The organism is Ectothiorhodospira magna (assembly GCF_900110965.1).
GTDB lineage: Bacteria > Pseudomonadota > Gammaproteobacteria > Ectothiorhodospirales > Ectothiorhodospiraceae > Ectothiorhodospira > Ectothiorhodospira magna.
In genome coordinates this window covers 79,381-98,238 of record NZ_FOFO01000005.1, presented here as the reverse complement: position 1 = coordinate 98,238, position 18,858 = coordinate 79,381, and the positions used below count along the sequence as shown (strand labels likewise).

Below are 18,858 nucleotides of genomic sequence, written 5' to 3'. Positions count from 1 at the left end.
CGGCGGGATCGGTGACGTCGCTCGCCGTCCGTCATCGCGGATACAGCGAGCGCCGTTTTGGGAGGTGTCTGAGCCTGGCGGACCTGGAAGGTCCGTTGCAGCGCTCCTCAGACTAGGGCAGGCATTATAAAGGAAGCCGCCCGGCTTTTCACCGGGCCGTCAGCCCCACGGGCAACCTGGAGGTCTGGGGTAATTGCCGGACCACATCCTGCAGGGCGGCCTGCAGTATTTCTTCCACCACGGGATGATAAAACGGCAAGGTCAACAGCTCTGCCGCCGTTTCACCCCGTCCAATGGCCCAGGCCAGCAGATGGGCCAGATGTTCGCCACCGGCAGCCATCAGGGCAGCGCCCAGCAGTTGTCCGGTGCGGTGATCGGCATAGAGGCGCACCAGACTGTCCTGGGCGCCGAGAATTACCGAACGTCCGTTGCTGCTGCCCTCGGCGCTGCCGATGACCAGATTGGCCGGGTCCAGGGTATCCAGCTGTGCCCCCACCACGGCGATATCCGGCTGGGTGAAGGCGATGGCCAGGGGAACCCGGCGCCGGAAATGGGTGACCTGATCCCAATGGGCCGCGTTATAGCCGGCAATGGCCCCTTCATCTGCCGCTTCATGCATGAGGGGTCTTTGTCCGTTGGCATCACCGGCAACAAAAACCGGCAAATCCCCCAATTGCAACGTGGCTGGGTTCACAGGCAGCGCCCCCTCCGGATCCAGGGGGAAACCGGCCTGGGCCAGTTGCAATCGGTCTGTATTGGGACGCCGACCCAGGGCGGCCAGAATCAGGTCTACTTTTTGTTGCCCTCCGGCCCCTTCCATCAGCACACCATCGGCCACTGGGCTGACCTTGGCGGCCTGTCCCAGCCACAGGGTCATCTCCTTGCCAAAAACGGCCATCATCCGTTCGGCCACTGCCGGGTCATGCATGGCCGCCGGCCTGTCAGCCACATCGGCCCCCACCACCTGAACCCCCAGTCGGGCCAGGGCCAGTCCCATTTCCAGCCCAATGGCCCCCAGACCCAACACGCCAACACGGTCTGGCAGCGTATTGAGTTCAAACAGCTCATCAGTGGTGACCACCCGATCCCTGACGGCATCGAGCCAATCGGGGCGGACCGGTCGGGAGCCATTGGCAATGATGACGGTCTCTGCACGAATCATTCTGGGGCCATCGGCCAGGGTCACTTCCAGCAGGGTGGGTTCCAGAAACCGGGCTGGACCTTCCAGCAGGCGGTCACCGGCGGCCTGACGGGCATGGCCGGCGGTCTTGCCGGCAAACCCGTCCCGCCGGGTCTGTACCCCATGCCAGGCAGCACCACGATCCAGCTTCAGTTGATCAACCCCCGAAACGCCCATATCCGCCAGGGCCTGCCGGGTATGCCATAGATGGGCCGCATGGAGCGCCGCCTTGGAAGGCATACAGCCTACTCGGGCACAGGTGGTGCCCAGGGGACCAGGATCGATCATGAAAAAATCCTTGCCGGCTCGCCGGACTTCCCGCAGTGCAAATAATCCGGCAGTGCCGGCACCGATAATGGCAACCTGGGTCTGGATCTCTTGTGGCATACGCTATCTCCGATGATGAATATCTGGATAATTCGTCTGGAACATGACTGACTGAATTGACAGTCCCTGCTGAACCATAAGCGTTTGCTGATATTTGGTCTAGCCCCCCTGATCTCCAGATCACCCGGCTTCATCGGACACATGAGGATGTTCACAGGGGCCGGGAGCTGTGATATATCATGAATTCCTCACTTGATGACATGAAAAAAGGGATTGTGTTATGTCATAATCGGTCTGTGTCACCGATATGTAGCGCCCTGGAATGTCTGAGCATCTCTTGATGATCGGACCCCCCAGGTGGGCATCGCTGCAAACCTAATTATCTAAGTCACAAGGCAAAAAGGGGTACCTCCCTTGCAACCTGTGGCTGGAAAGCCCACACCTTTTCCTGTGGCTGCAAGACCGCAGCCGCCATTCCTCCTGCGATTGAAATCGCGGGTTTCCTTGCGGAGAGATTATGATCGAAACCATCAACAATCCTATGGATCTGGGCCTGTCCTCTGAAGAACTCTATGCCCTGGCCAGAAAGAAACAAGAGCAGGAAGCTGCCGCCAAGGAGGAAGAAGCCCGGGAACAAATACGTCTTCTGCGTGAACAGCGGCGGGAGATGGTGCGCCGGCATCGCAAGGAACGGGCTGATCTGGATCGGCAGATTGCCAAACTTGGAGGCAAGTTGCCCAAGTCCAGAGTCTCCCGCGCCAGTGGCAACGCCGGTCCCAGTCAGGTGATTTGCGAGATTGTGGCCAGCGAGCCGGAAATGACCATCGGCGAAATCCGCGCTCGGGCTTTGGCTGCGGGACTCAATGTGAAAAACCTCAGCCAGACCCTGGGATACCTCAAAAAACAGGGGCGTCTGGAGCCGGTGCGTCGGGGCGTCTACCGGGCGCTCTGATCGGCTATCAGCGCTTTTTTCTCCCTGTTTTCTCTGTATTTTTTCTGTGCCCGGGTCCTGTTTCACGGGCACTTGACTTTAGGGGCAGCATTTGTTCATCAAGTCATGTAGAATGCGCGCCCAAAATCTCCACCCCACCCTTAATAAGTATCCCGCGCAGGAGTGATATGTGAATCAAGCTGAAGCAGAACTGCAATTGAAGGTCTGGAAAGAACTTGCCGTCAGCAAGCAGATGCTGATGAAGGGCGCCACCGACGCCCTGGGCCTGGACCCGGAGTGCAGCACCGAAGAACTCAAGGCCGCGCTTGACATCGCTATCCAGCGAGGTAACGAGGCGGATGTGAAGATCAAGCAGGCCAACGACCAGGCCAAGCAGGCCATCGAGGCCATGGAAAAGAAGGTCAAGGCCAGTGAAAAGGCCCAGATCCTGGCGGATTCCGCCCGTGACGAAGCCCTTTCCCGATTGCAGAGCGGTGAGCAGGACATGGCCGCCGAACGGGTGGCCCACAGCAAGGAAATGAAGGCCATCAAGGAACTGCTGGCGGACAAGGACAAGGCTCTCAAGGCCATCAACAAGGCCCTGGCTGACACCCCGGAAAACGTGGTCAAGAAGCTGCGTCAGCTCAAAAAGCAAAAGCACGATGAGGCCACTGCCCGTAAACAACTGGAGACCCAGATCTCTGGTCTGCGCAAGGACAAGCGTGAGCTGGAAGAACAGGTCAAGACCCTCAAGGAGACTGCGGAAAGTGGTGCCAAGCTGGCCGAGCAGCACCGGGAACTGCACAAGGTGGCCGAGCAACTGTTGGCCCAGGCAGGAACAGCCGGTGAGGAAACATTGCCCACCCTGCCGCCACTGGATACCCAGTTGTTGGAAAGCCTCGAAGAGACTACTGGCCAGTAATCCACGACCCGATCGTCGTGAGCGGTCGGGTTGCCCCGCTCCGGGTATCCCTCATGGGCAGACCGTATGCACACGGTCTGTCCCTGATCGGTGTCTGGAGAATCTGTCAAGCTCTGCCTAAGGCGTCCCTGTCATGTCCCGTCGCCGTGTGCCCGCCAGCAAGACCGATCTTCTCCGCTTTTTCCACACCCTGCGCCAACGTCCCCGGCTCTGGCTGCTGGGTGCGGTGGTGGCCTGTGTCTCTGTGGTGGGGGCGTTCCAGATGCCCCATTGGGCCATGGATCTGCTGCCGCCGGAGTTGCGCCAGGGTATCCAGCAGACCCGCCTCATGGTGGATCCTCTGTTGCCCGATGCCTGGCGTTACCGATATGAGCCGGTACCCGCCGAGGCATTGCCCACCACTGCCTCCAACTGGACCCTGGCCCGCCGGACCCTTTATGAACGGGTCTATCATGACCAGATGCACACGTTTTACTGCGGCTGCCAGTATGATGAAAACCTGCGGGTAGACTTGGGCAGTTGTGGTCTGGATGTACTGGCAGATCGTTCCAGGGCTTTGCGGGTAGAGGCCGAGCATGTGTTTCCCGCATCCCATTTTGGCCAGTTCCGGCGCTGCTGGCAGGAACCCGACCGCTATGAAGCCTGCCGCACGGCGGGGGGGAGAACCCTCTCCGGGCGAGAATGCTGCCAGCGGGTGGATCCCGCCTTCCTGGCCGCCCATAATGATCTGCACAATCTTTTTCCCAGTGTGGGTTATATCAATGGCCGACGCTCCAACTACAACTGGGGGTATTTGCTCTGGTTTGGGGATACCTACGGTGATTGTGAGATGCGCATCAACCGCTGGTTGCGACGGGCCGAACCACCGGTGGCTGCCAGGGGCAGTATTGCCCGCACCATGCTCTATATGCGGGACACCTACGGTTTCCGTTTAAGCCGCTGGGACGAACGGCGTTATTACACCTGGAATAACCAGCATCCCCCGGATGCCTGGGAGCGGGAACGCAACCAGCGTATTCAGGCGATCCAGGGGGTGGGCAATGCCTATGTGGAGCACTGGCGGCAGTTGCCTTGACTCCGATTTGCAGCAGCCCGACGGCTTTTTAATTGATCCGGCTCAACTTCCCGAGGCTTTTTTATTTTCGTGCTGCCCTGAACGGCGTCATAGTCCGACACTGAACAAGGGTTAAAGCGGCGCAATCGGGGTCGAGGATCATGTCTGTCGGAGTTGTCATGCAAAATCCTTTGCCGGGAGATCAGCTGGATGTGGATGAACTCTGTATCCTGAGCGGACTGCTATCCCCCCCCACCCAGGATACCCTGGAGGCCATGGAGGAAATGGCAGAAAGCTGGGCCTGGCTCAAACCGGCCTTGCCGGAGTTGCTGGCGGTGGGATTACCCCTGCTGCGGGAGGAATATCAGCGCCTGTTTGTCACCGGCGCCTGTCCCGCCAGGGAGTCGGCCTGGTCGGAGCCGATCCTGGCAGGCAGTGCCCATAACCTGATGGCCCTGTACCGGCAGGCGGGCATTGCCCTGCAGGGGCGGGCGCCGGATTCCCTGGCCATGGAACTCATCTACGCCGCCTGGTATCTGGAGCAGGATTTGCCCAATTCACCCTATGGCTGGCAAGCCCTGTGGGAGCACCTGTGTGGCTGGGTGCCCTGTTTTGCCCGTTGTCTGCAGGAACGGGCCAACATGGACATTTACCGGGTGCTGGGACGGCGTCTGGAGACCCTGTTTGCCCCTTGCAGGTCCGATCCCTGATCCTGCCGCCCATCCCGCCCTGCCGAATCACTGCAACGGGCCGTTAAAAACCGTGACGAATCGGTGTACCATACCTCCTCTCATTTACGGCCCAGAAACCGGTTCCCGTGCGGCCGCAATGCCTTTCAACCCAAACCCGTACAGGAGGACGCGACCAGGGCCGCGTGATCGTGCCACCCACGATGGGCGCCTCCCTCCCCGTCCTTGAGGAACGGGGTCTTTCGCACAATATGATGAATAACCAGCCTCCCCTTGTTGGTGTCGTCATGGGCAGCCAGAGTGACTGGCCCGTGATGCAACATGCCGTGGCCCAGTTGCAGGCCTTTGCAATCCCCCATGAAGCCAGGGTGGTTTCAGCTCACCGTACCCCGGACCTGCTGTTTGAATACGCCGAGCAGGCCAGTGAGCGGGGATTGCGCTGCATCATTGCCGGGGCGGGCGGTGCTGCCCATCTGCCGGGTATGGTGGCGGCCAAGACCCCGGTGCCCGTACTGGGGGTACCGGTGCCGTCCCGGCATCTTCAGGGCCAGGACTCCCTGTTATCCATCGTACAGATGCCCAAGGGGATTCCGGTGGCAACCTTCGCCATTGGTGAGGCCGGGGCCGCCAATGCCGGACTGTTTGCCGTAGCGCTGCTGGCAGGTACCGATCCGGCTCTGGCCGAGCGGCTGCAACAATTTCGCCACCACCAGCGTGATACGGTGCTGGCCATGACCCTGCCGGAGACCCCATGATCCCGCCGGGCAATACCCTGGGTATGCTGGGGGGCGGTCAATTGGGGCGGATGTTTACTGTCGCCGCCCGTACCCTGGGCTATCGGGTGCTGGTGCTGGACCCGGACCCCGGCAGCCCCGCCGGGCGCATTGCCGACGAGCATCTGCACTCCGCCTACGGCGATGCCTGGGCTTTGGAGCAGATGGCGGCCCGTTGTGCCGTGGTCACCACGGAATTTGAAAACATTCCAGCCCAGACCCTGCACACCCTGGCCGGGCTGATTCCGGTTCGCCCCGGCGCCAGGGCCCTGGAATGTACCCAGGACCGGGGCCGGGAGAAAGCCATGATCCAGTCCCTGGGGCTGGAGACGGCGCCGTTTGAGCGGGTCACCCACAAGGAACAGATCAAGGCGGCCCTGGCCGCAGTGGGAACCCCGGCCATTCTCAAGCGTGCTGCCCTGGGTTACGACGGCAAGGGCCAGGTGGGTGTGGCGTCCCTGGCGGCAGCCGAGGCCGGGTTTGATCATCTGGGGCAGGTGCCCTGTGTCCTGGAACAACGGCTGCCCCTGGAGCGGGAAATTTCTGTGGTGCTGGCCCGGGGTGTCGGTGGGGAAACCCTGTGCTATCCGGTGGCAGAAAACATTCATCGCCACGGCATCCTGCATATGAGCATCGTACCTGCGCGGATTGATCACGCCACGGCCCAGGCCGCCTGCCGGGCAGCCATCCAGCTGGCCGAGGCGCTGGAGTACTGCGGGGTCATGGCGGTGGAGTTTTTCATCACCACGGCGGGAGAGCTGCGGGTGAATGAAATCGCCCCTCGGCCCCATAACAGCGGTCATTACACCCTGGACGCCTGCGTCACCTCTCAGTTTGAACAGCAGGTCCGGGCCATCTGCGCCTTGCCTCTGGGTGACACCCGTCTGCTTTCCCCGGTGGTGATGGTCAATCTGCTGGGAGACCTGTGGGCCGACGGGGAACCCCGCTGGGGTGCACTGCTGGAGCATCCTGCAGCCAAGTTGCACCTGTACGGCAAAAGCCAGGCCCGGCCAGGGCGCAAGATGGGGCATTTTTGTGTGTTGGGCGATGATCGGGACCGGATCATCACCGAGGCAGAAACCCTGTTTGCTGCCCTGTCGGGGGAGGTGCAGCATGGATCGTGAAACGTATCTGCAGGGGTTGCGGGAAGATATCGTATTTACCGATACCCTGCGGGATCAGTCCCTCCGGTTTCACACCACCTGGGGATTGTTTTCCCCCCGGGCCATTGATGCCGGCACCCGGTTGCTGCTGGATTTTATTGAGGTCAATCCCGATGACCATTGTCTGGATCTGGGCTGTGGTTATGGTCCCATCGGCCTGACCCTGGCCCGACTGGCACCCGAGGGCCGAACCTGTCTGGTGGACAAGGATTTTGTGGCGGTGGAGTATGCCGCCAGGAATGCCCGCTTCAATGGCATCACCAATGCCGAGGCCTTTCTCAGTAACGGGTTCTCTGCTGTGGGTGATCGTCGTTTCCATCTTGTCACCTCCAATCTGCCCGCCAAGGTAGGCAAGGAAATGCTGTATCTGTATCTATACGATGCCTTGGCCCATCTGCACCCCGGTGGCCGTCTTTATGTGGTCACCATCACTGGCCTGCGACGTTTCATCGAGCGGGCCTGCAAGGAGGTGTTTGGCAATTATGACAAGGTCAAGCAGGGGCGTGAGTACACGGTGGCCCTGGCGATCAAGCCTGAAGACGCCCGGACCCATCATGGTATTCACATGCAGCCCTCTGCGGGTACTGGTGGGTGATGACACGCAACCGCCTGCAGACCAAGGTCATGGGGGCTTTATTGCTGGTCATGTTGGCCATGATGGTGGTTGTGGGCCTGTCCAGCATGGTACTGATCCGGGAGTTTTCGGTACGTTCGGCCACCGAGCATACCCGCACTGCGGCAGAGATGATCCGTCTTTCGCTCACCGAGGCGATGGTGAACAATACCATCGACCGTCGAGATTCCATGTTGCGGCGATTGGCCCAGGTGAACAGTCTCAATGAAGTCCGGGTGATCCGCGGAGAATGGGTCATTAAACAGTACGGTGAGGGTTTGCCCATGGAAAGCCTGGCCGATGCCATTGATCGTCAGGTGCTGGCCAGTGGTGAACCCTACTTTGGTGTGGTCGGTGGACTGTTTGGGGAAGAATTTCGCGCCACCATTCCCTATATGGCGTCCACGGATGAAGACATCAACTGCATCGTCTGTCACCGGGTGCCTGAAGGGGTGGCCCTGGGTGCGGTCACCCTCACCGCCTCTGTGGACCAGATGAAATACACCGGCATGATCATGGCCCTGTTTCTGGTGATCATCATGGGGCTGTTTGCCCTGCTGTCCATCATTTTCCTGGGGCGGTTGCTGCGCCCCTTGATGGAAACCACCCAGGAAATCAGCCGGGCGGCCAGTTTGGCCAGCAGTGGGGATTTCAGCCAGCGGGTACGCAGTCACAGCAATGATGAAATCGGTCAGATCGCCAACCATTTCAACCAGATGGCCGATGCCATTACCCACAAGCTCACCGACATCCGCGACCATGTAGCGCGGCTGGTGAATACTGTGCCCGATCCACAGGCCAATTTGCTGGAGGAGACTGCCACCACCGTCTCAGGGCTGGTGCGGGTATCCCAGTTCAAGCAGGCCATTGAAGAGGACCAGAACACCGATGAAGTATTCTTCCGCATCCGGGATATTCTGCTGACTGAATTCAAGGTGGCGCATTTTTCCATCTATCAGGTGAATCGGGAAAAACGGCTGATCAACACGGTGATCGTGGATGGCACTCCATCTGCCCCATTGCGGTGGTGCTGTCCCGAGATTTTAGAACATAGCAATGTATGCCGGGCGGTCCGTACCGGACATGCCATCGATGGCCTGGAAAATCGCCATCTCTGTCGTGCCTTTGATGATGAGGCACTGTCCGGGGGGTACCATTATCTATGTCTGCCCATCATTCAGTCTGGTGGTGTAGGCAGTGTGATACAACTGGTGGTGATGCCACCCCAGATACCCGATTTATGTCGGCATCGCCCCCTGATCAGCGCCTATTTGCGAGAGGCAGCACCGGTGCTGCAAGCCAAATCCCTGATGAGCAGCCTGCGGGAATCCAGTCTCAAGGATGCCATGACCGGGCTGCGTAACCGGCGTTTTCTGGAGGAGTATTCCGACAGTCTGGTGGCTCAGTGCAAGCGGCGTCAGGTGCCCATGACCCTGATGATGCTGGACATGGACTACTTCAAGACCGTCAACGATACCCACGGACACGATGCCGGTGATCAGGTGCTGCGGGATCTGGCTGGCCTGTTCCACGATTACCTGCGGGAATCGGATCTGGTGGTTCGTTATGGTGGCGAGGAATTTGTCATCATCTTGATGGATACCGGCGCTGAGGCCGCCGTGGCCGTAGCCGATAAAATCCGCGAGGCAGTGGCATCCCATCCCTTCAAGGTGGCTGGCAAGGAGTTGCAAAAGACCATTTCCGTGGGCCTGGCCAGTTATCCTGAAGATGCCCAGGCATTTTGGCAGGTACTCAAATATGCCGATGTGGCGTTGTACGCTGCCAAGGAAAGGGGGCGCAATCAGGTGGTGCGGTTCACTTCCGAGATGTGGCCGGCAGATGGTGAGTACTGACCTGCGGCCCAGGCTTGCCATGCAGATCTGGGCCTTGATCACCGCTGTGGCCTTATCGGGAGCGACGAGGGCGTCGTAGCAGATAGGTGTCCATGATCCAGCCTTTCTCTTCCCTGGCGGCCTGTCGGGCCTGTTCGATCCGGGGTGTGACGCTGTTCACCGGCCCGGCGATCAATATTTCGTCCCTGGTGCCCAGATAGGCGCCCCAGAATATTTCCATATCTTCCTCCATCACCTTGCGGTAACTCAGTTCACCATCGAGCATCACCAGAACTGCATCCAGATCTTCCGGGAAGCCCTGGGCCAGTTGCCGTCCGGTGGTGATATGTACCGATTCACCGATGCGATTGAGGGGAATGCGGTGGCCTGCTACCAGGGCTTGCACGCTGGTGATGCCGGGGATGACCCGGTAGTTCAGGGCCAGATTGCCCCGGGTCTGAATGATCTCCATGAGCCGCATGGCGCTGTCATAGAGGGCAGGATCACCCCAGAGCAGCAGGGCGCCGCACTGACCTTGCTCCAGTTCGTTCTCGATGGCCTGCTCCAGCAGGATCGCCCTGGCATGGTGCCAGGCTTCCACCACCGAGGTGTATTTCCCCTGGCTTTGATCCCGCACCGGATCCTGCAGGGTGACGAAACGCCATGGGCGGTCGGTGGCAAATTCCTCGCAGATCTGCCGGCGGAAGCGGGTCAACGCTGCCGTTTCAGCCCGTTTATCCAATACAAAGAAGACATCCACCCGATTGATGGCCTTGATGGCCTGCAGGGTCAGATAGTCCGGGTCGCCGGCACCGATGCCGATCAGCAGAAATTCTTTCACCTTGATTTTCCCAGGGCTAAGGCAGGGGCTTGCGCCTGATGGCGAGATGGATATCAATAATACTGATTATTGTTTAGCTTTTGTTTTTTTGTTAGAGTTCTTGTTTGCTGGTTCAGAACATTCCATATCTCACATTCCTCTGAAAGGCGGGTTTCTTGTGAAAATGCTGACAAAAAAAGCCCTACTGACCATCACCCTGGCTGCGGGTCTGGGCCTGACTTCCGGCCATGTCATGGCCGACCGGGTCCAACATTTCAAGGGTTTGCCTTCGGAAACCCTGGAACAGGCGGTGGAGAACTTCAGTGAATATAACGCCAGACTGGAGGCCGTGCTGGCCACCGAACTGACCCCTGAAAAGGTGGCCCAGATCCATGAGCTGACCTATACCCTGGAAGTGGCGCTGGAAAAGATCACCGAAGAACTCAAAGCGTTGGCCGAGACGCTGGAAGAACTGCATGTGGCTTCCGAGGAGAATGACCTGGATCAGGTAAAGATCAAGGGTGAGGCATACCTGTCCGCAGCCCGCAAGGTCATCGATTGACCCGGCAAAGGGCGCCCTGGGCATACCAGGGCGCCATCTTGCAGCGCTCACCACAAGGCCGTGGTTGAGAGGGCCTTAGCAACGGCAGAGGGGGTCTTCCACCTGCTTGCGCTTGTCGGCACCGGCCAGTAGTTCAATCAGGGCAAGGGCAAATTCCATCGCGGTACCTGGGCTACGGGAAGTGACGATGGTGCCATCCACCTCCACCGGCTGCCCGGTGAGCTGGGTATCAGCAAGTGCCATGCCTTCCAGCACAGTGGGATACGCGGTGGCCCGTCGACCCGCCAGCAATCCCGCTCTGGCCAGTACCTTGGGTGCAGCACAAATGGCGGCCACATAACGCCCCTCTCCGTGGAGCTTGTTGACCAAGGCATGAATGCGGGGATCATTGTCAAGATGATCCGAGCCGGGCAGTCCACCGGGCAGCACTATCAGGTCGTAGGTATCATGCTGGGCCTGCTCCAGGGGCTGATCCGGCATCAACACAATGCCGTGTGCGCCGGTGACAGGACCGTCTTCCAGGCCAGCGGTGACGACCTGAAAATCCGCCCGCCGCAGCAGGTCGATCAGGGTGACGGCTTCAACTTCCTCGCAACCGTTGGCGAGGGGGATAAGGATGCGTGCCATTGACGAAGTTCCTCCTTCTGTTTGAGATATTCGCTCACCGGTAACAGCTGTATGCCCCGGGCTGCCAGGGTGGGGAGCATATCTTCGAGCATTTGCAGGGTCGCCGGATAGGGGTGGCCAATGGCCAGGGCGTGTCCCCGGGTCCGGGCCAGGTGGATCAGGTGCTGCAACTGCATGTGAGCAAAAGCAGCATCGTGGGGCCGGGCATCCAGAAAGACATCCCGTTGGGTGGTTTCAATACCCGCCCAGGCCGCCACCCGATACCCCAGGGTCTGGGCATGGGTGCGACTGTCCACATAGTACAGGTCCGGTCCCTGGGCCCGTAATTCCGACATCACCCAGGCCAGATGATGATATTCCCGGGACAGACGGCTGCCCATGTGATTGTTCACGCCCCTGACATGGGGCAACGAGGCCAGAGCCTGTTGCACCCGCAAGCGGGTTTCCTGCTCATCCAGATCAACCTCTATGGCCCCTGGTCCGGGATCATGGCCGCTGTCTGCCTGCATGGGCAGATGCAGCATCACTTCCTTGCCTTGCTGGTGGGCCAGATCGGCCGCCGCCACGGAGAACGGCAGATGGGGCAGCACGGCACAGGTGATGGCACCTGGCAGCGCTGCCGTGCGCCGGGCTTCCGTCAGGTCATTGCCCAGGTCATCGATGATGATGGCAATGAAGGGCATGCGCTCACCGGCCCCCAGGGGCACGGTGAGCAGGCACAGGAGCAGACAGGCCATCAGGGCATGACCGCCCGACCTTCCCACGGGGCGCGTACCCTAACGCCGGGCCTGGAGGATATCCAGCCCTTTGAGCAGGTTCAGGGCTTCATGGAGCTGGAAGTCCCGTTGTGCCAGAGGTTCCTTGTCCTGCCCGTCGCTGCCATCGGCCCCGGCGTCACCCTCGCGGCTCTGGAGATGGCGATTGAGATGGGCTTCGGTAATGGGTTTGATCCCGGGTGTTTCTGCCCGGGTGACGGTCACCGGCTCCAGCCGGATATCCGGTTCGATGCCTTCTGCCTGAATCGAACGGCCCGAAGGGGTGAAGTAGCGGGCCGTGGTGAGCTTGAGGGCCTTGCCCTGACTCAGAGGCAGGATGGTTTGTACCGAACCCTTGCCGAAGGTGGAAGTGCCCATGATGATGCCGCGCTGATGGTCCTGCAGGGCGCCGGCCACAATTTCCGAGGCAGAGGCGGACCCTTGATTGACCAGCACCACCAGGGGGGCGCCCTTGAGCACGTCACCGGGTGAGGCGGTATAGCGGAACTGGGCATCACTGACCCGGCCTTCGGTGTAGACGATCAGCCCCTCGGTGAGGAAGGCATCGGAGACACCCACGGCCCCATTGAGTACGCCGCCAGGGTTATTGCGAAGGTCCAGCACCAGCCCCCTGAGTCCACCGCTTTCCCGCTGCAGTTTGCGGACTTCTTCCACCAGGTTCTGGGCTGTCTTGGACTGGAAGGTGGTAATGCGCAGATAACCAAAGCCTGGCTCCAGCATTTCACTGCGGACACTGCGGACCCGGATGGTGTCCCGGGTCAGGGTCAGTTCAAAGGGGCGGTCCACGCCTTCCCGCACGACCGTCAGGGTAATCTGGCTGCCTCTGGGGCCGCGCATCTGGTTGACCGCCTCGTTGAGGGTCATGCCTTTGACCGGATTGTCATCCAGACGAATGATCAAATCTCCGGCCTGAATGCCGGCGCGGCTGGCGGGGGTGTCATCAATGGGGGAGATGACTTTGACAAAGCCGTCCTCCATGCCCACCTCCAGACCCAGGCCGCCAAACTCGCCCCGGGTGCCGATCTGCAGTTCGGAGAACTCGCTGGGGGTCAGATAGGAGGAATGGGGGTCCAGCCCCGAGAGCATGCCGCGAATGGCATGTTCCAGCAGCTTGGCGTCCTCGACTTCTTCCACATAGTTGCGCTTGATGCGCATGTAGACATCGGTGAAAGTACGCAGCTCTTCCAGCGGCAGGGCATCGGCTTCGTGCTGATGGCGGTCTGCCATGACGCCAAAAGAGACGCTGAGGGCAACACCCAGGATCAGGCCCATTAACAGGCCGGCACCGACGCGGGTTTGAGTGGTCATAAGATGTGAACTCCGAATATGATGCGCTTGTTAGCGAGAGCCTACCACTGGGAGCTTAGAGTCGCACCATTGACCAGGGTTCAGCGGGGTACCTTCGTGGCGGATCTCAAAATACAGGCCGGTGCGATCAATCCCGCCGGTGTCGCCAACCCTGGCAATCAGGTCTCCAGCCTGCACCCAGGCCCCCGGTGAGGTGTACAGGGTTTGATTGTGGCCGTACAGGGTCATGTAGCCGTCACCGTGGTCGATGATCAGTAGCAGCCCAAATCCCCGCATCCAGTCGGCAAAGGCGATCCGGCCAGGGTAGATGGCCCGTACCGGTTCCCCTTCCCTGGCACCGATGACCACCCCCTGCCAGCGCCGGCCAGTGCCGCTATCGCGGGGGCTACCGAAACGATGGAGCAACGGGCCGCGCACGGGAAACGGTAACTGACCCTGGCGGTCGGCAAAGGCGTGGTCCGTGAGGGCATGGTCGGGGATGTCACTGAGGATTTCGTCCAGGGTCTTGAGCAATGCTTCCAGGGTGTCCTCATCGGCCCGCAGGCGGGCCAGGGATGTGTCGGCCCCGGCAATCTCCTGGCGCAACTTGTCGAGTACCCCGGTGCGGGTTGTCCGTTGTTGTTCCAGTCGTTGCTGCTGGGCCAGCAGTATACGGCGCTGTTCGGTCTGGTGTAATCGGGTCAAATCCAGTTGGCGGCGGGTTTGGGTCAGGTCTGCCAGCGCCTGGACAGTGGCTTCGATCCGGGCCTGTCTGGCCTGCTGGTAATAATCGTGATAGATCAACAAACGGCTGATACGGGCGGGATCTTCCTGATTGAGCAGCAGTTTCAGGCGATCCTGCTGGCCCATGCGATGGGCGGCCCGCATCTGCTCTGCCAGGGCATTGCGATGGGCCTCCAGTCGGGTGGTTTCATCCCGTTGCTGCCGCTCCAGGGTGCGCAGGCGGGCTGCGGTGGCGGTGAGTGCCGCTTCAGTTTCGGCCAGTTCCCGGGCAGTTTGCGCCATGGCCTGCTCCGTTTCCCGCAACTGCCGCTCCAGTCGTCCCTGTTCTCCCCGGGCAGCTTCCAGCCGTTCCCGCACCGTCCGAATCTGTTGCTGGACCTGTTCCAGTCGACGCACCGCCTCCTCCCGCTCGGGACCTGCCATCAACCCGGTGGGCAGAAGCAGCAAGGGGATCAGCAAAGACAGGGCCAGACCCCATAGCCGACTGGTCATGGCCAGTCGCCACTGAGGGTCTTTGCAATATTTTTGATAAAGATCATAATCAAATCACCCAATACCCATACTACCCCGATTGCTCCACTGACGATATTGCCCGGCGATCACCCAGGCGAGGCTCCCAGCGACCGTGAATCCAGTACCCGACATGATCCCAGACCTTCTGACCAAGGAAGAAGACATCGAGCGTGCCTCCCATTTTCTCAAGGCCATGGCCCATCCCCTGCGTCTTAAAATCCTCTGTATCCTGGGCAACCAGGAAGTGAGCGTGCAGGAAATCGTCGATCACGTGGGCACCTCCCAGAGCAATATATCCCAGCATCTGGCCGTTCTGCGCGACAAGAATATTCTGACCTCCCGCAAGTCTGCCAACCGGGTCTACTATCGGGTCAGCGATGCCCGCACCCTGCGTCTGGTGGGCATGATGCAGGAGGTCTTTTGCCGGCCCCTGTAATCATTTATCCCCATTTACCCCCGCCACCAGCGTCACCCGACTTGCCCATAAGGGCACATGGCTGCAGAATGCGCCCTTTCAATGATTCACGAGTCTTGAGCGCCCCATGGACCAATACCTGGAGTTTGTTGCCAATCATCCTCTTCTGTTCGGTTTGTTGGCGGCCGTTGTCGGCGCCATTGGTTATACCGAATACACTCGTCTGACGAGAAAGTACAAAATGCTGGGACCGGCTGATGTGGTTCGAGCCATGAACCAGGATCAAAATGTGGTGGTGGACGTGCGTGAGGAGGCCGAGGCACGCAAGACCGGCAAAATCTCCGGGGCACGCCACATTCCCCTGACCAAGTTCAAGGACCGCGTGACCGAGATCAGCAAATTCAAGGACAAGACGGTCATCGTCTATTGCCAGACCGGCGCCCGTTCCGGCCAGGCCTGCAACACCCTGGTTAAAAATGGTTTTGAAAAAGTGATCAATCTGCAGGGGGGGGTACTGGCCTGGGAATCAGCCGGCCTGCCCCTGAGCAAGAAATAGGCCATTGATCCAAGTTGCCCCCTGATGGTTTTCAGGGGGCCGGCCCTGTTTGAACCCCCATCCTGCACAACCTGCAACAACCCGGATTCAATCAACTGGAGTGATCCATGACGGAAAATCAGACCCCGAACCCTGGCACCGATGGCGCCGCCCAGACTCAGCCACAGCAGGAATTCGGACTGCAGAAGATCTACGTAAAGGATATCTCCTTTGAGTCCCCCAATTCTCCCGCAGTGTTCACCCGGGAATGGCAGCCGGAAACCCAGGTGCAGCTTAACTCCCAGGCCCGGCCTCTGGATGAAAACGGCCTGTTCGAGGTGGAACTGACGGTGACGGTGACCACCAAGTCCCAGGACAAGCCGGCCTATCTGGTGGAAGTCAAGCAGGCCGGCGCCTTTGTGCTGCGGGGTATCCCCCAGGATCAGATGGGACCGCTATTGGCGGCGTACTGCCCCAACCTGCTGTTCCCCTTCGCCCGCGAGGCCATTTCCGATCTGGTCACCCGTGGTGGATTTCCGCAGATGTTGCTGGCCCCGGTCAACTTCGATGCCCTTTATGCGCAGAAAATGCAACAAGAGCAGCAGGCAGCCCAGGGGGGTGATGCCGGTGCTGCGCCGACATCCCTGAACTGAGTTTGTGTGTCCATGGGTGATGTGCGTCATGTGGCGGTGCTGGGGGCCGGTTCCTGGGGGACGGCACTGGCCATTCATCTTGCCCGCAAGGGGCTGAAGGTGGGTCTGTGGGGCCGTGACGGTGGCCGGATGGCGGAGATGCGGGCCGCCGGTCGCAATGTCCGCTATCTGCCGGATGCCCCGTTTCCCGCAACCCTCACCCCCGTGGATGATCTCGATGCCTTGGTGTCCACGGCCGACCGGGTGCTGCTGGCCGTGCCCAGCAGCGGCTTTCAGGACATCCTGCACCGTATCGCTCCGCGGCTTTCGGGGCGCGGGCTGGTGTGGGCCACCAAGGGGCTGGATCTGGAAACCACCCGCTGGCTCCATGAGCTGGTGCTGGAGGCATTGCCCGGTGACGTGCACTGGGGGGTGGCTTCCGGTCCTTCCTTTGCTTCCGAGCTGGGACGGGGTCTGCCCACCGCGCTGACCCTGGCATCGCCGGACCCGGTCTTTGCCGAGGATGCCCGTGCCTGGCTGGCGGGCGGCACCTTGCGGGTGTACACCAGCGACGATGTGGTGGGGGTGCAGCTGGGCGGCGCCTTCAAGAATGTGCTGGCCATTGCCGCCGGGGTGTCCGATGGCCTGGGTTTCGGCGCCAATGCCCGCGCGGCGCTGATCACCCGGGGACTGGCGGAGCTGATGCGTCTGGGGGTCGCCACCGGTGCCCGCAACGAGACCCTGATGGGTCTGTCGGGCCTGGGTGATCTGGTGCTCACCTGTACCGACAATCAGTCCCGCAACCGTCGCCTCGGTCTGGCCCTGGGCCAGGGGCAGGGGATGGACGAGGCGGTGACCGCCATCGGTCAGGCGGTGGAGGGAATACGCACGGCCCGGGTGGCGGTGGCCAAGGCGGCGGCCCTGGAGGTGGATATGCCCATTTGCCGGCAGGTGTACCGTGTCCTCTATGAGGGGTTGGCGCCGACGGCGGCGGTGGAAGCGCTGCTGAGCCGGGACCCCAAGCCGGAGTTCTGATCCGTTCAGCCCACGGCGGCACCGGAGTGACCCAACTGCCGCCAGGCTTCCATCACCACCACGGCCACCGCGTTGGACAGGTTGAGGCTGCGGCTTCCCGGCACCATGGGGATGCGCAGGCGTTGCTCCCCGGGCAGGTGCTCCAGCACCCCATCCGGCAGGCCCCGGGTTTCGGGGCCAAACAGCATGGCATCCCCCGGCTGGAACGCCACCTCGCTGTAAATCCGGCTGCCCCGGGTGGACAGGGCGAACACCCGTTGCGGCTGTACGGCTTCCGAGAAGGCCTCCAGGCTGTCATACTCCGTCACCGGAGCCAGATCCCGATAATCCAGCCCTGCGCGCCGTAGGCGCGTGTCATCCAGCGTGAACCCCAGCGGGTGGATCAGGTGCAGCCGGCAGCCGCTATTGGCCGCCAGACGCATGACGTTACCCGTGTTGGGCGGTATCTCCGGTTGATACAGGACGATGTGAAACATGCCAGTCGATATTTCCCCTAAACAGGCCCTTGCGATTGATTTTTGCGGGCTTTCCATGGCCTCCCCCCTGGTGCTGCTCTCGGGCTGCGTGGGGTTTGGCGAGGAGTATACCCGGGTGGCGGGTTTCTCCAATCGCCATGTGGGTGCCATTTGTCTCAAGGGCACCACCGGGCAGGCCCGTCCGGGCAACGCCCCTCATCGGGTTTACGAGACCCCCGGTGGCATGCTCAATGCCATCGGCCTGCAGAACCCCGGAGTGGACTTCGTGGTGGATGAGATCCTGCCCGGTCTGGACTATGACGAGACCCGCTTCATCGCCAATGTCTCCGGTTCCACCATCGAGGAATATATCGAGGTCACCCGCCGTTTTGACGATTCCCTGGTGGATGCCATCGAGATCAACATCTCCTGCCCCAACGTGAAGGAAGGCGGGGTGGCCTTCGGCAATGATCCAGACATGTCCGCCCGGGTGGTGGCGGCCTGCCGCAAGGTCACCGGCAAGCCGCTGATCACCAAGCTGTCCCCCAATCAGACGGACATCGCCGCCAACGCCCGCCGCTGCATCGAGGCCGGCACCGATGCTTTTTCTGCCATCAACACCCTGATGGGCATGGCCATTGATGCCGAGCGTCGCCGTACCGTGATCGGCAACAATCAGGGCGGCCTGTCCGGCCCGGCCATCAAGCCGGTGGCCCTGCTGCGGGTGCATCAGGTCTATCAGGTGGCCAAACCCCACGGGGTGCCCATCATCGGTCAGGGCGGGGTGGCCAGTGCCACCGATGCCATCGAATTCCTGCTGGCGGGGGCCACAGCAGTCGGGGTGGGAACGGGACTGTTCTACGATCCGCTGCTGTGCCAGAAGATCAACCAGGGCATTCAGGATTACCTCAAACGCCATGGATTGGGCCATGTGTCGGAGCTGACCGGGGCCCTGCAGCTGAACTGAGGGGCT

At 60.8% G+C, this 18,858-nt stretch carries 21 protein-coding genes and 1 riboswitch; of the genes, 14 read left to right on the top strand and 7 right to left on the bottom strand.

Annotated elements, in window-relative coordinates:
• Positions 1–40: 40 nt before the first annotated feature.
• Positions 41–115: riboswitch (S-adenosyl-L-homocysteine riboswitch) on the bottom strand.
• A 33-nt stretch (positions 116–148) separates the two neighbouring features.
• Complete coding sequence (locus tag BMX62_RS03365; RefSeq protein WP_090204147.1) at positions 149–1,567, bottom strand: dihydrolipoyl dehydrogenase; 1,419 nt, start codon at positions 1,565–1,567, stop codon at positions 149–151.
• A gap of 457 nt (positions 1,568–2,024) precedes the next feature.
• Between BMX62_RS03365 and BMX62_RS03360 the strand changes: the two genes are divergently transcribed.
• The 8 genes from BMX62_RS03360 (at position 2,025) to BMX62_RS03325 (ending at position 9,505) form a co-directional block, all read left to right on the top strand.
• Entirely contained in the window at positions 2,025–2,459 is a 435-nt protein-coding gene (locus tag BMX62_RS03360; RefSeq protein WP_238375834.1) for a hypothetical protein, read from the top strand.
• A gap of 169 nt (positions 2,460–2,628) precedes the next feature.
• Positions 2,629–3,360: a hypothetical protein gene (locus tag BMX62_RS03355; protein ID WP_090204145.1), complete on the top strand. Its 732-nt coding sequence runs from the start codon at positions 2,629–2,631 to the stop codon at positions 3,358–3,360.
• 133 nt (positions 3,361–3,493) lie between these two features.
• Positions 3,494–4,435 carry an endonuclease gene (locus BMX62_RS03350; protein WP_090204142.1) on the top strand — a complete coding sequence of 314 codons (942 nt, stop codon included), beginning with the start codon at positions 3,494–3,496 and terminating at the stop codon, positions 4,433–4,435.
• 158 nt (positions 4,436–4,593) lie between these two features.
• Positions 4,594–5,124, top strand: a complete 531-nt coding sequence (locus BMX62_RS03345; protein ID WP_162273491.1) for a TorD/DmsD family molecular chaperone — start codon at positions 4,594–4,596, stop codon at positions 5,122–5,124.
• A gap of 233 nt (positions 5,125–5,357) precedes the next feature.
• Positions 5,358–5,858 carry a 5-(carboxyamino)imidazole ribonucleotide mutase gene (purE, locus tag BMX62_RS03340; RefSeq protein ID WP_090204255.1) on the top strand — a complete coding sequence of 167 codons (501 nt, stop codon included), beginning with the start codon at positions 5,358–5,360 and terminating at the stop codon, positions 5,856–5,858.
• Positions 5,855–7,000: a 5-(carboxyamino)imidazole ribonucleotide synthase gene (locus BMX62_RS03335; protein WP_090204134.1), complete on the top strand. Its 1,146-nt coding sequence runs from the start codon at positions 5,855–5,857 to the stop codon at positions 6,998–7,000. The genes purE and BMX62_RS03335 overlap by 4 nt, the downstream gene beginning before the upstream one ends.
• A complete protein-coding gene (locus tag BMX62_RS03330; RefSeq protein ID WP_090204130.1) occupies positions 6,990–7,634 on the top strand; it encodes a class I SAM-dependent methyltransferase in 645 nt (214 codons plus the stop codon). The genes BMX62_RS03335 and BMX62_RS03330 overlap by 11 nt, the downstream gene beginning before the upstream one ends.
• Complete coding sequence (locus tag BMX62_RS03325) at positions 7,634–9,505, top strand: diguanylate cyclase (protein WP_090204127.1); 1,872 nt, start codon at positions 7,634–7,636, stop codon at positions 9,503–9,505. The genes BMX62_RS03330 and BMX62_RS03325 overlap by 1 nt, the downstream gene beginning before the upstream one ends.
• Positions 9,506–9,557: 52 nt before the next feature.
• Here the strand turns inward: BMX62_RS03325 and cobF are convergent, their stop codons facing one another.
• Positions 9,558–10,325, bottom strand: coding sequence for a precorrin-6A synthase (deacetylating) (gene cobF, locus BMX62_RS03320; protein WP_090204124.1), 768 nt, complete (start codon positions 10,323–10,325; stop codon positions 9,558–9,560).
• Between the two features lie 163 nt (positions 10,326–10,488).
• Here cobF and BMX62_RS03315 point away from each other — a divergent pair, with 163 nt between their 5' ends.
• Positions 10,489–10,866, top strand: a complete 378-nt coding sequence (locus BMX62_RS03315; protein ID WP_238375833.1) for a DUF6746 family protein — start codon at positions 10,489–10,491, stop codon at positions 10,864–10,866.
• Between the two features lie 75 nt (positions 10,867–10,941).
• Here the strand turns inward: BMX62_RS03315 and BMX62_RS03310 are convergent, their stop codons facing one another.
• The 4 genes from BMX62_RS03310 to BMX62_RS03295 are packed head-to-tail and all read right to left on the bottom strand — an operon-like array spanning position 10,942 to position 14,792.
• A complete protein-coding gene (locus BMX62_RS03310) occupies positions 10,942–11,493 on the bottom strand; it encodes a DJ-1 family glyoxalase III (protein ID WP_090204121.1) in 552 nt (183 codons plus the stop codon).
• Complete coding sequence (locus BMX62_RS03305; protein ID WP_143339649.1) at positions 11,433–12,230, bottom strand: divergent polysaccharide deacetylase family protein; 798 nt, start codon at positions 12,228–12,230, stop codon at positions 11,433–11,435. The genes BMX62_RS03310 and BMX62_RS03305 overlap by 61 nt, the downstream gene beginning before the upstream one ends.
• A 39-nt stretch (positions 12,231–12,269) precedes the next feature.
• Positions 12,270–13,577 (bottom strand): S41 family peptidase, encoded by a 1,308-nt coding sequence (locus tag BMX62_RS03300; RefSeq protein ID WP_090204115.1) that lies wholly within the window; start codon positions 13,575–13,577, stop codon positions 12,270–12,272.
• A 30-nt stretch (positions 13,578–13,607) separates the two neighbouring features.
• Entirely contained in the window at positions 13,608–14,792 is a 1,185-nt protein-coding gene (locus tag BMX62_RS03295; RefSeq protein WP_090204112.1) for a murein hydrolase activator EnvC family protein, read from the bottom strand.
• 151 nt (positions 14,793–14,943) lie between these two features.
• On the opposite strand from BMX62_RS03295, the gene BMX62_RS03290 reads away from it, so the two are divergent.
• The 4 genes from BMX62_RS03290 to BMX62_RS03275 all read left to right on the top strand — a co-directional run bounded on the left by BMX62_RS03290 (position 14,944) and on the right by BMX62_RS03275 (position 17,430).
• Positions 14,944–15,249 (top strand): ArsR/SmtB family transcription factor, encoded by a 306-nt coding sequence (locus BMX62_RS03290; protein WP_090204109.1) that lies wholly within the window; start codon positions 14,944–14,946, stop codon positions 15,247–15,249.
• 106 nt (positions 15,250–15,355) lie between these two features.
• Complete coding sequence (locus BMX62_RS03285) at positions 15,356–15,784, top strand: rhodanese-like domain-containing protein (RefSeq protein ID WP_090204106.1); 429 nt, start codon at positions 15,356–15,358, stop codon at positions 15,782–15,784.
• Between the two features lie 107 nt (positions 15,785–15,891).
• Positions 15,892–16,416, top strand: coding sequence for a protein-export chaperone SecB (gene secB / locus BMX62_RS03280; RefSeq protein ID WP_090204104.1), 525 nt, complete (start codon positions 15,892–15,894; stop codon positions 16,414–16,416).
• Positions 16,417–16,428: 12 nt separating this feature from the next.
• On the top strand, positions 16,429–17,430 hold the full coding sequence (locus BMX62_RS03275) for an NAD(P)H-dependent glycerol-3-phosphate dehydrogenase (RefSeq protein ID WP_090204101.1): 1,002 nt from the start codon (positions 16,429–16,431) through the stop codon (positions 17,428–17,430).
• A gap of 5 nt (positions 17,431–17,435) precedes the next feature.
• Here BMX62_RS03275 and BMX62_RS03270 read toward each other — a convergent pair whose 3' ends face one another.
• A complete protein-coding gene (locus BMX62_RS03270; protein WP_090204099.1) occupies positions 17,436–17,906 on the bottom strand; it encodes a tRNA (cytidine(34)-2'-O)-methyltransferase in 471 nt (156 codons plus the stop codon).
• On the opposite strand from BMX62_RS03270, the gene BMX62_RS03265 reads away from it, so the two are divergent.
• Positions 17,905–18,852: a dihydroorotate dehydrogenase gene (locus BMX62_RS03265; protein WP_090204095.1), complete on the top strand. Its 948-nt coding sequence runs from the start codon at positions 17,905–17,907 to the stop codon at positions 18,850–18,852. The two genes, BMX62_RS03270 and BMX62_RS03265, sit on opposite strands and share 2 nt — an antisense overlap.
• Positions 18,853–18,858 lie beyond the last annotated feature (6 nt).

Excerpts from the sequence above, each read along its gene's own strand:
- purE (WP_090204255.1), top strand. The coding sequence starts at position 5,358 with ATGAATAACCAGCCTCCCCTTGTTGGTGTCGTCATGGGCAGCCAGAGT.
- BMX62_RS03365 (WP_090204147.1), bottom strand. The coding sequence starts at position 1,567 with ATGCCACAAGAGATCCAGACCCAGGTTGCCATTATCGGTGCCGGCACT.
- BMX62_RS03310 (WP_090204121.1), bottom strand. The coding sequence starts at position 11,493 with ATGGCACGCATCCTTATCCCCCTCGCCAACGGTTGCGAGGAAGTTGAA.
- BMX62_RS03305 (WP_143339649.1), bottom strand. The coding sequence starts at position 12,230 with ATGGCCTGTCTGCTCCTGTGCCTGCTCACCGTGCCCCTGGGGGCCGGT.
- BMX62_RS03270 (WP_090204099.1), bottom strand. The coding sequence starts at position 17,906 with ATGTTTCACATCGTCCTGTATCAACCGGAGATACCGCCCAACACGGGT.
- secB (WP_090204104.1), top strand. The coding sequence starts at position 15,892 with ATGACGGAAAATCAGACCCCGAACCCTGGCACCGATGGCGCCGCCCAG.
- BMX62_RS03300 (WP_090204115.1), bottom strand. The coding sequence starts at position 13,577 with ATGACCACTCAAACCCGCGTCGGTGCCGGCCTGTTAATGGGCCTGATC.
- BMX62_RS03290 (WP_090204109.1), top strand. The coding sequence starts at position 14,944 with ATGATCCCAGACCTTCTGACCAAGGAAGAAGACATCGAGCGTGCCTCC.
- BMX62_RS03295 (WP_090204112.1), bottom strand. The coding sequence starts at position 14,792 with ATGACCAGTCGGCTATGGGGTCTGGCCCTGTCTTTGCTGATCCCCTTG.
- BMX62_RS03275 (WP_090204101.1), top strand. The coding sequence starts at position 16,429 with ATGGGTGATGTGCGTCATGTGGCGGTGCTGGGGGCCGGTTCCTGGGGG.
- BMX62_RS03315 (WP_238375833.1), top strand. The coding sequence starts at position 10,489 with ATGCTGACAAAAAAAGCCCTACTGACCATCACCCTGGCTGCGGGTCTG.
- BMX62_RS03325 (WP_090204127.1), top strand. The coding sequence starts at position 7,634 with ATGACACGCAACCGCCTGCAGACCAAGGTCATGGGGGCTTTATTGCTG.
- BMX62_RS03345 (WP_162273491.1), top strand. The coding sequence starts at position 4,594 with ATGCAAAATCCTTTGCCGGGAGATCAGCTGGATGTGGATGAACTCTGT.
- BMX62_RS03350 (WP_090204142.1), top strand. The coding sequence starts at position 3,494 with ATGTCCCGTCGCCGTGTGCCCGCCAGCAAGACCGATCTTCTCCGCTTT.
- BMX62_RS03285 (WP_090204106.1), top strand. The coding sequence starts at position 15,356 with ATGGACCAATACCTGGAGTTTGTTGCCAATCATCCTCTTCTGTTCGGT.
- BMX62_RS03330 (WP_090204130.1), top strand. The coding sequence starts at position 6,990 with ATGGATCGTGAAACGTATCTGCAGGGGTTGCGGGAAGATATCGTATTT.
- BMX62_RS03335 (WP_090204134.1), top strand. The coding sequence starts at position 5,855 with ATGATCCCGCCGGGCAATACCCTGGGTATGCTGGGGGGCGGTCAATTG.
- BMX62_RS03265 (WP_090204095.1), top strand. The coding sequence starts at position 17,905 with ATGCCAGTCGATATTTCCCCTAAACAGGCCCTTGCGATTGATTTTTGC.
- BMX62_RS03360 (WP_238375834.1), top strand. The coding sequence starts at position 2,025 with ATGATCGAAACCATCAACAATCCTATGGATCTGGGCCTGTCCTCTGAA.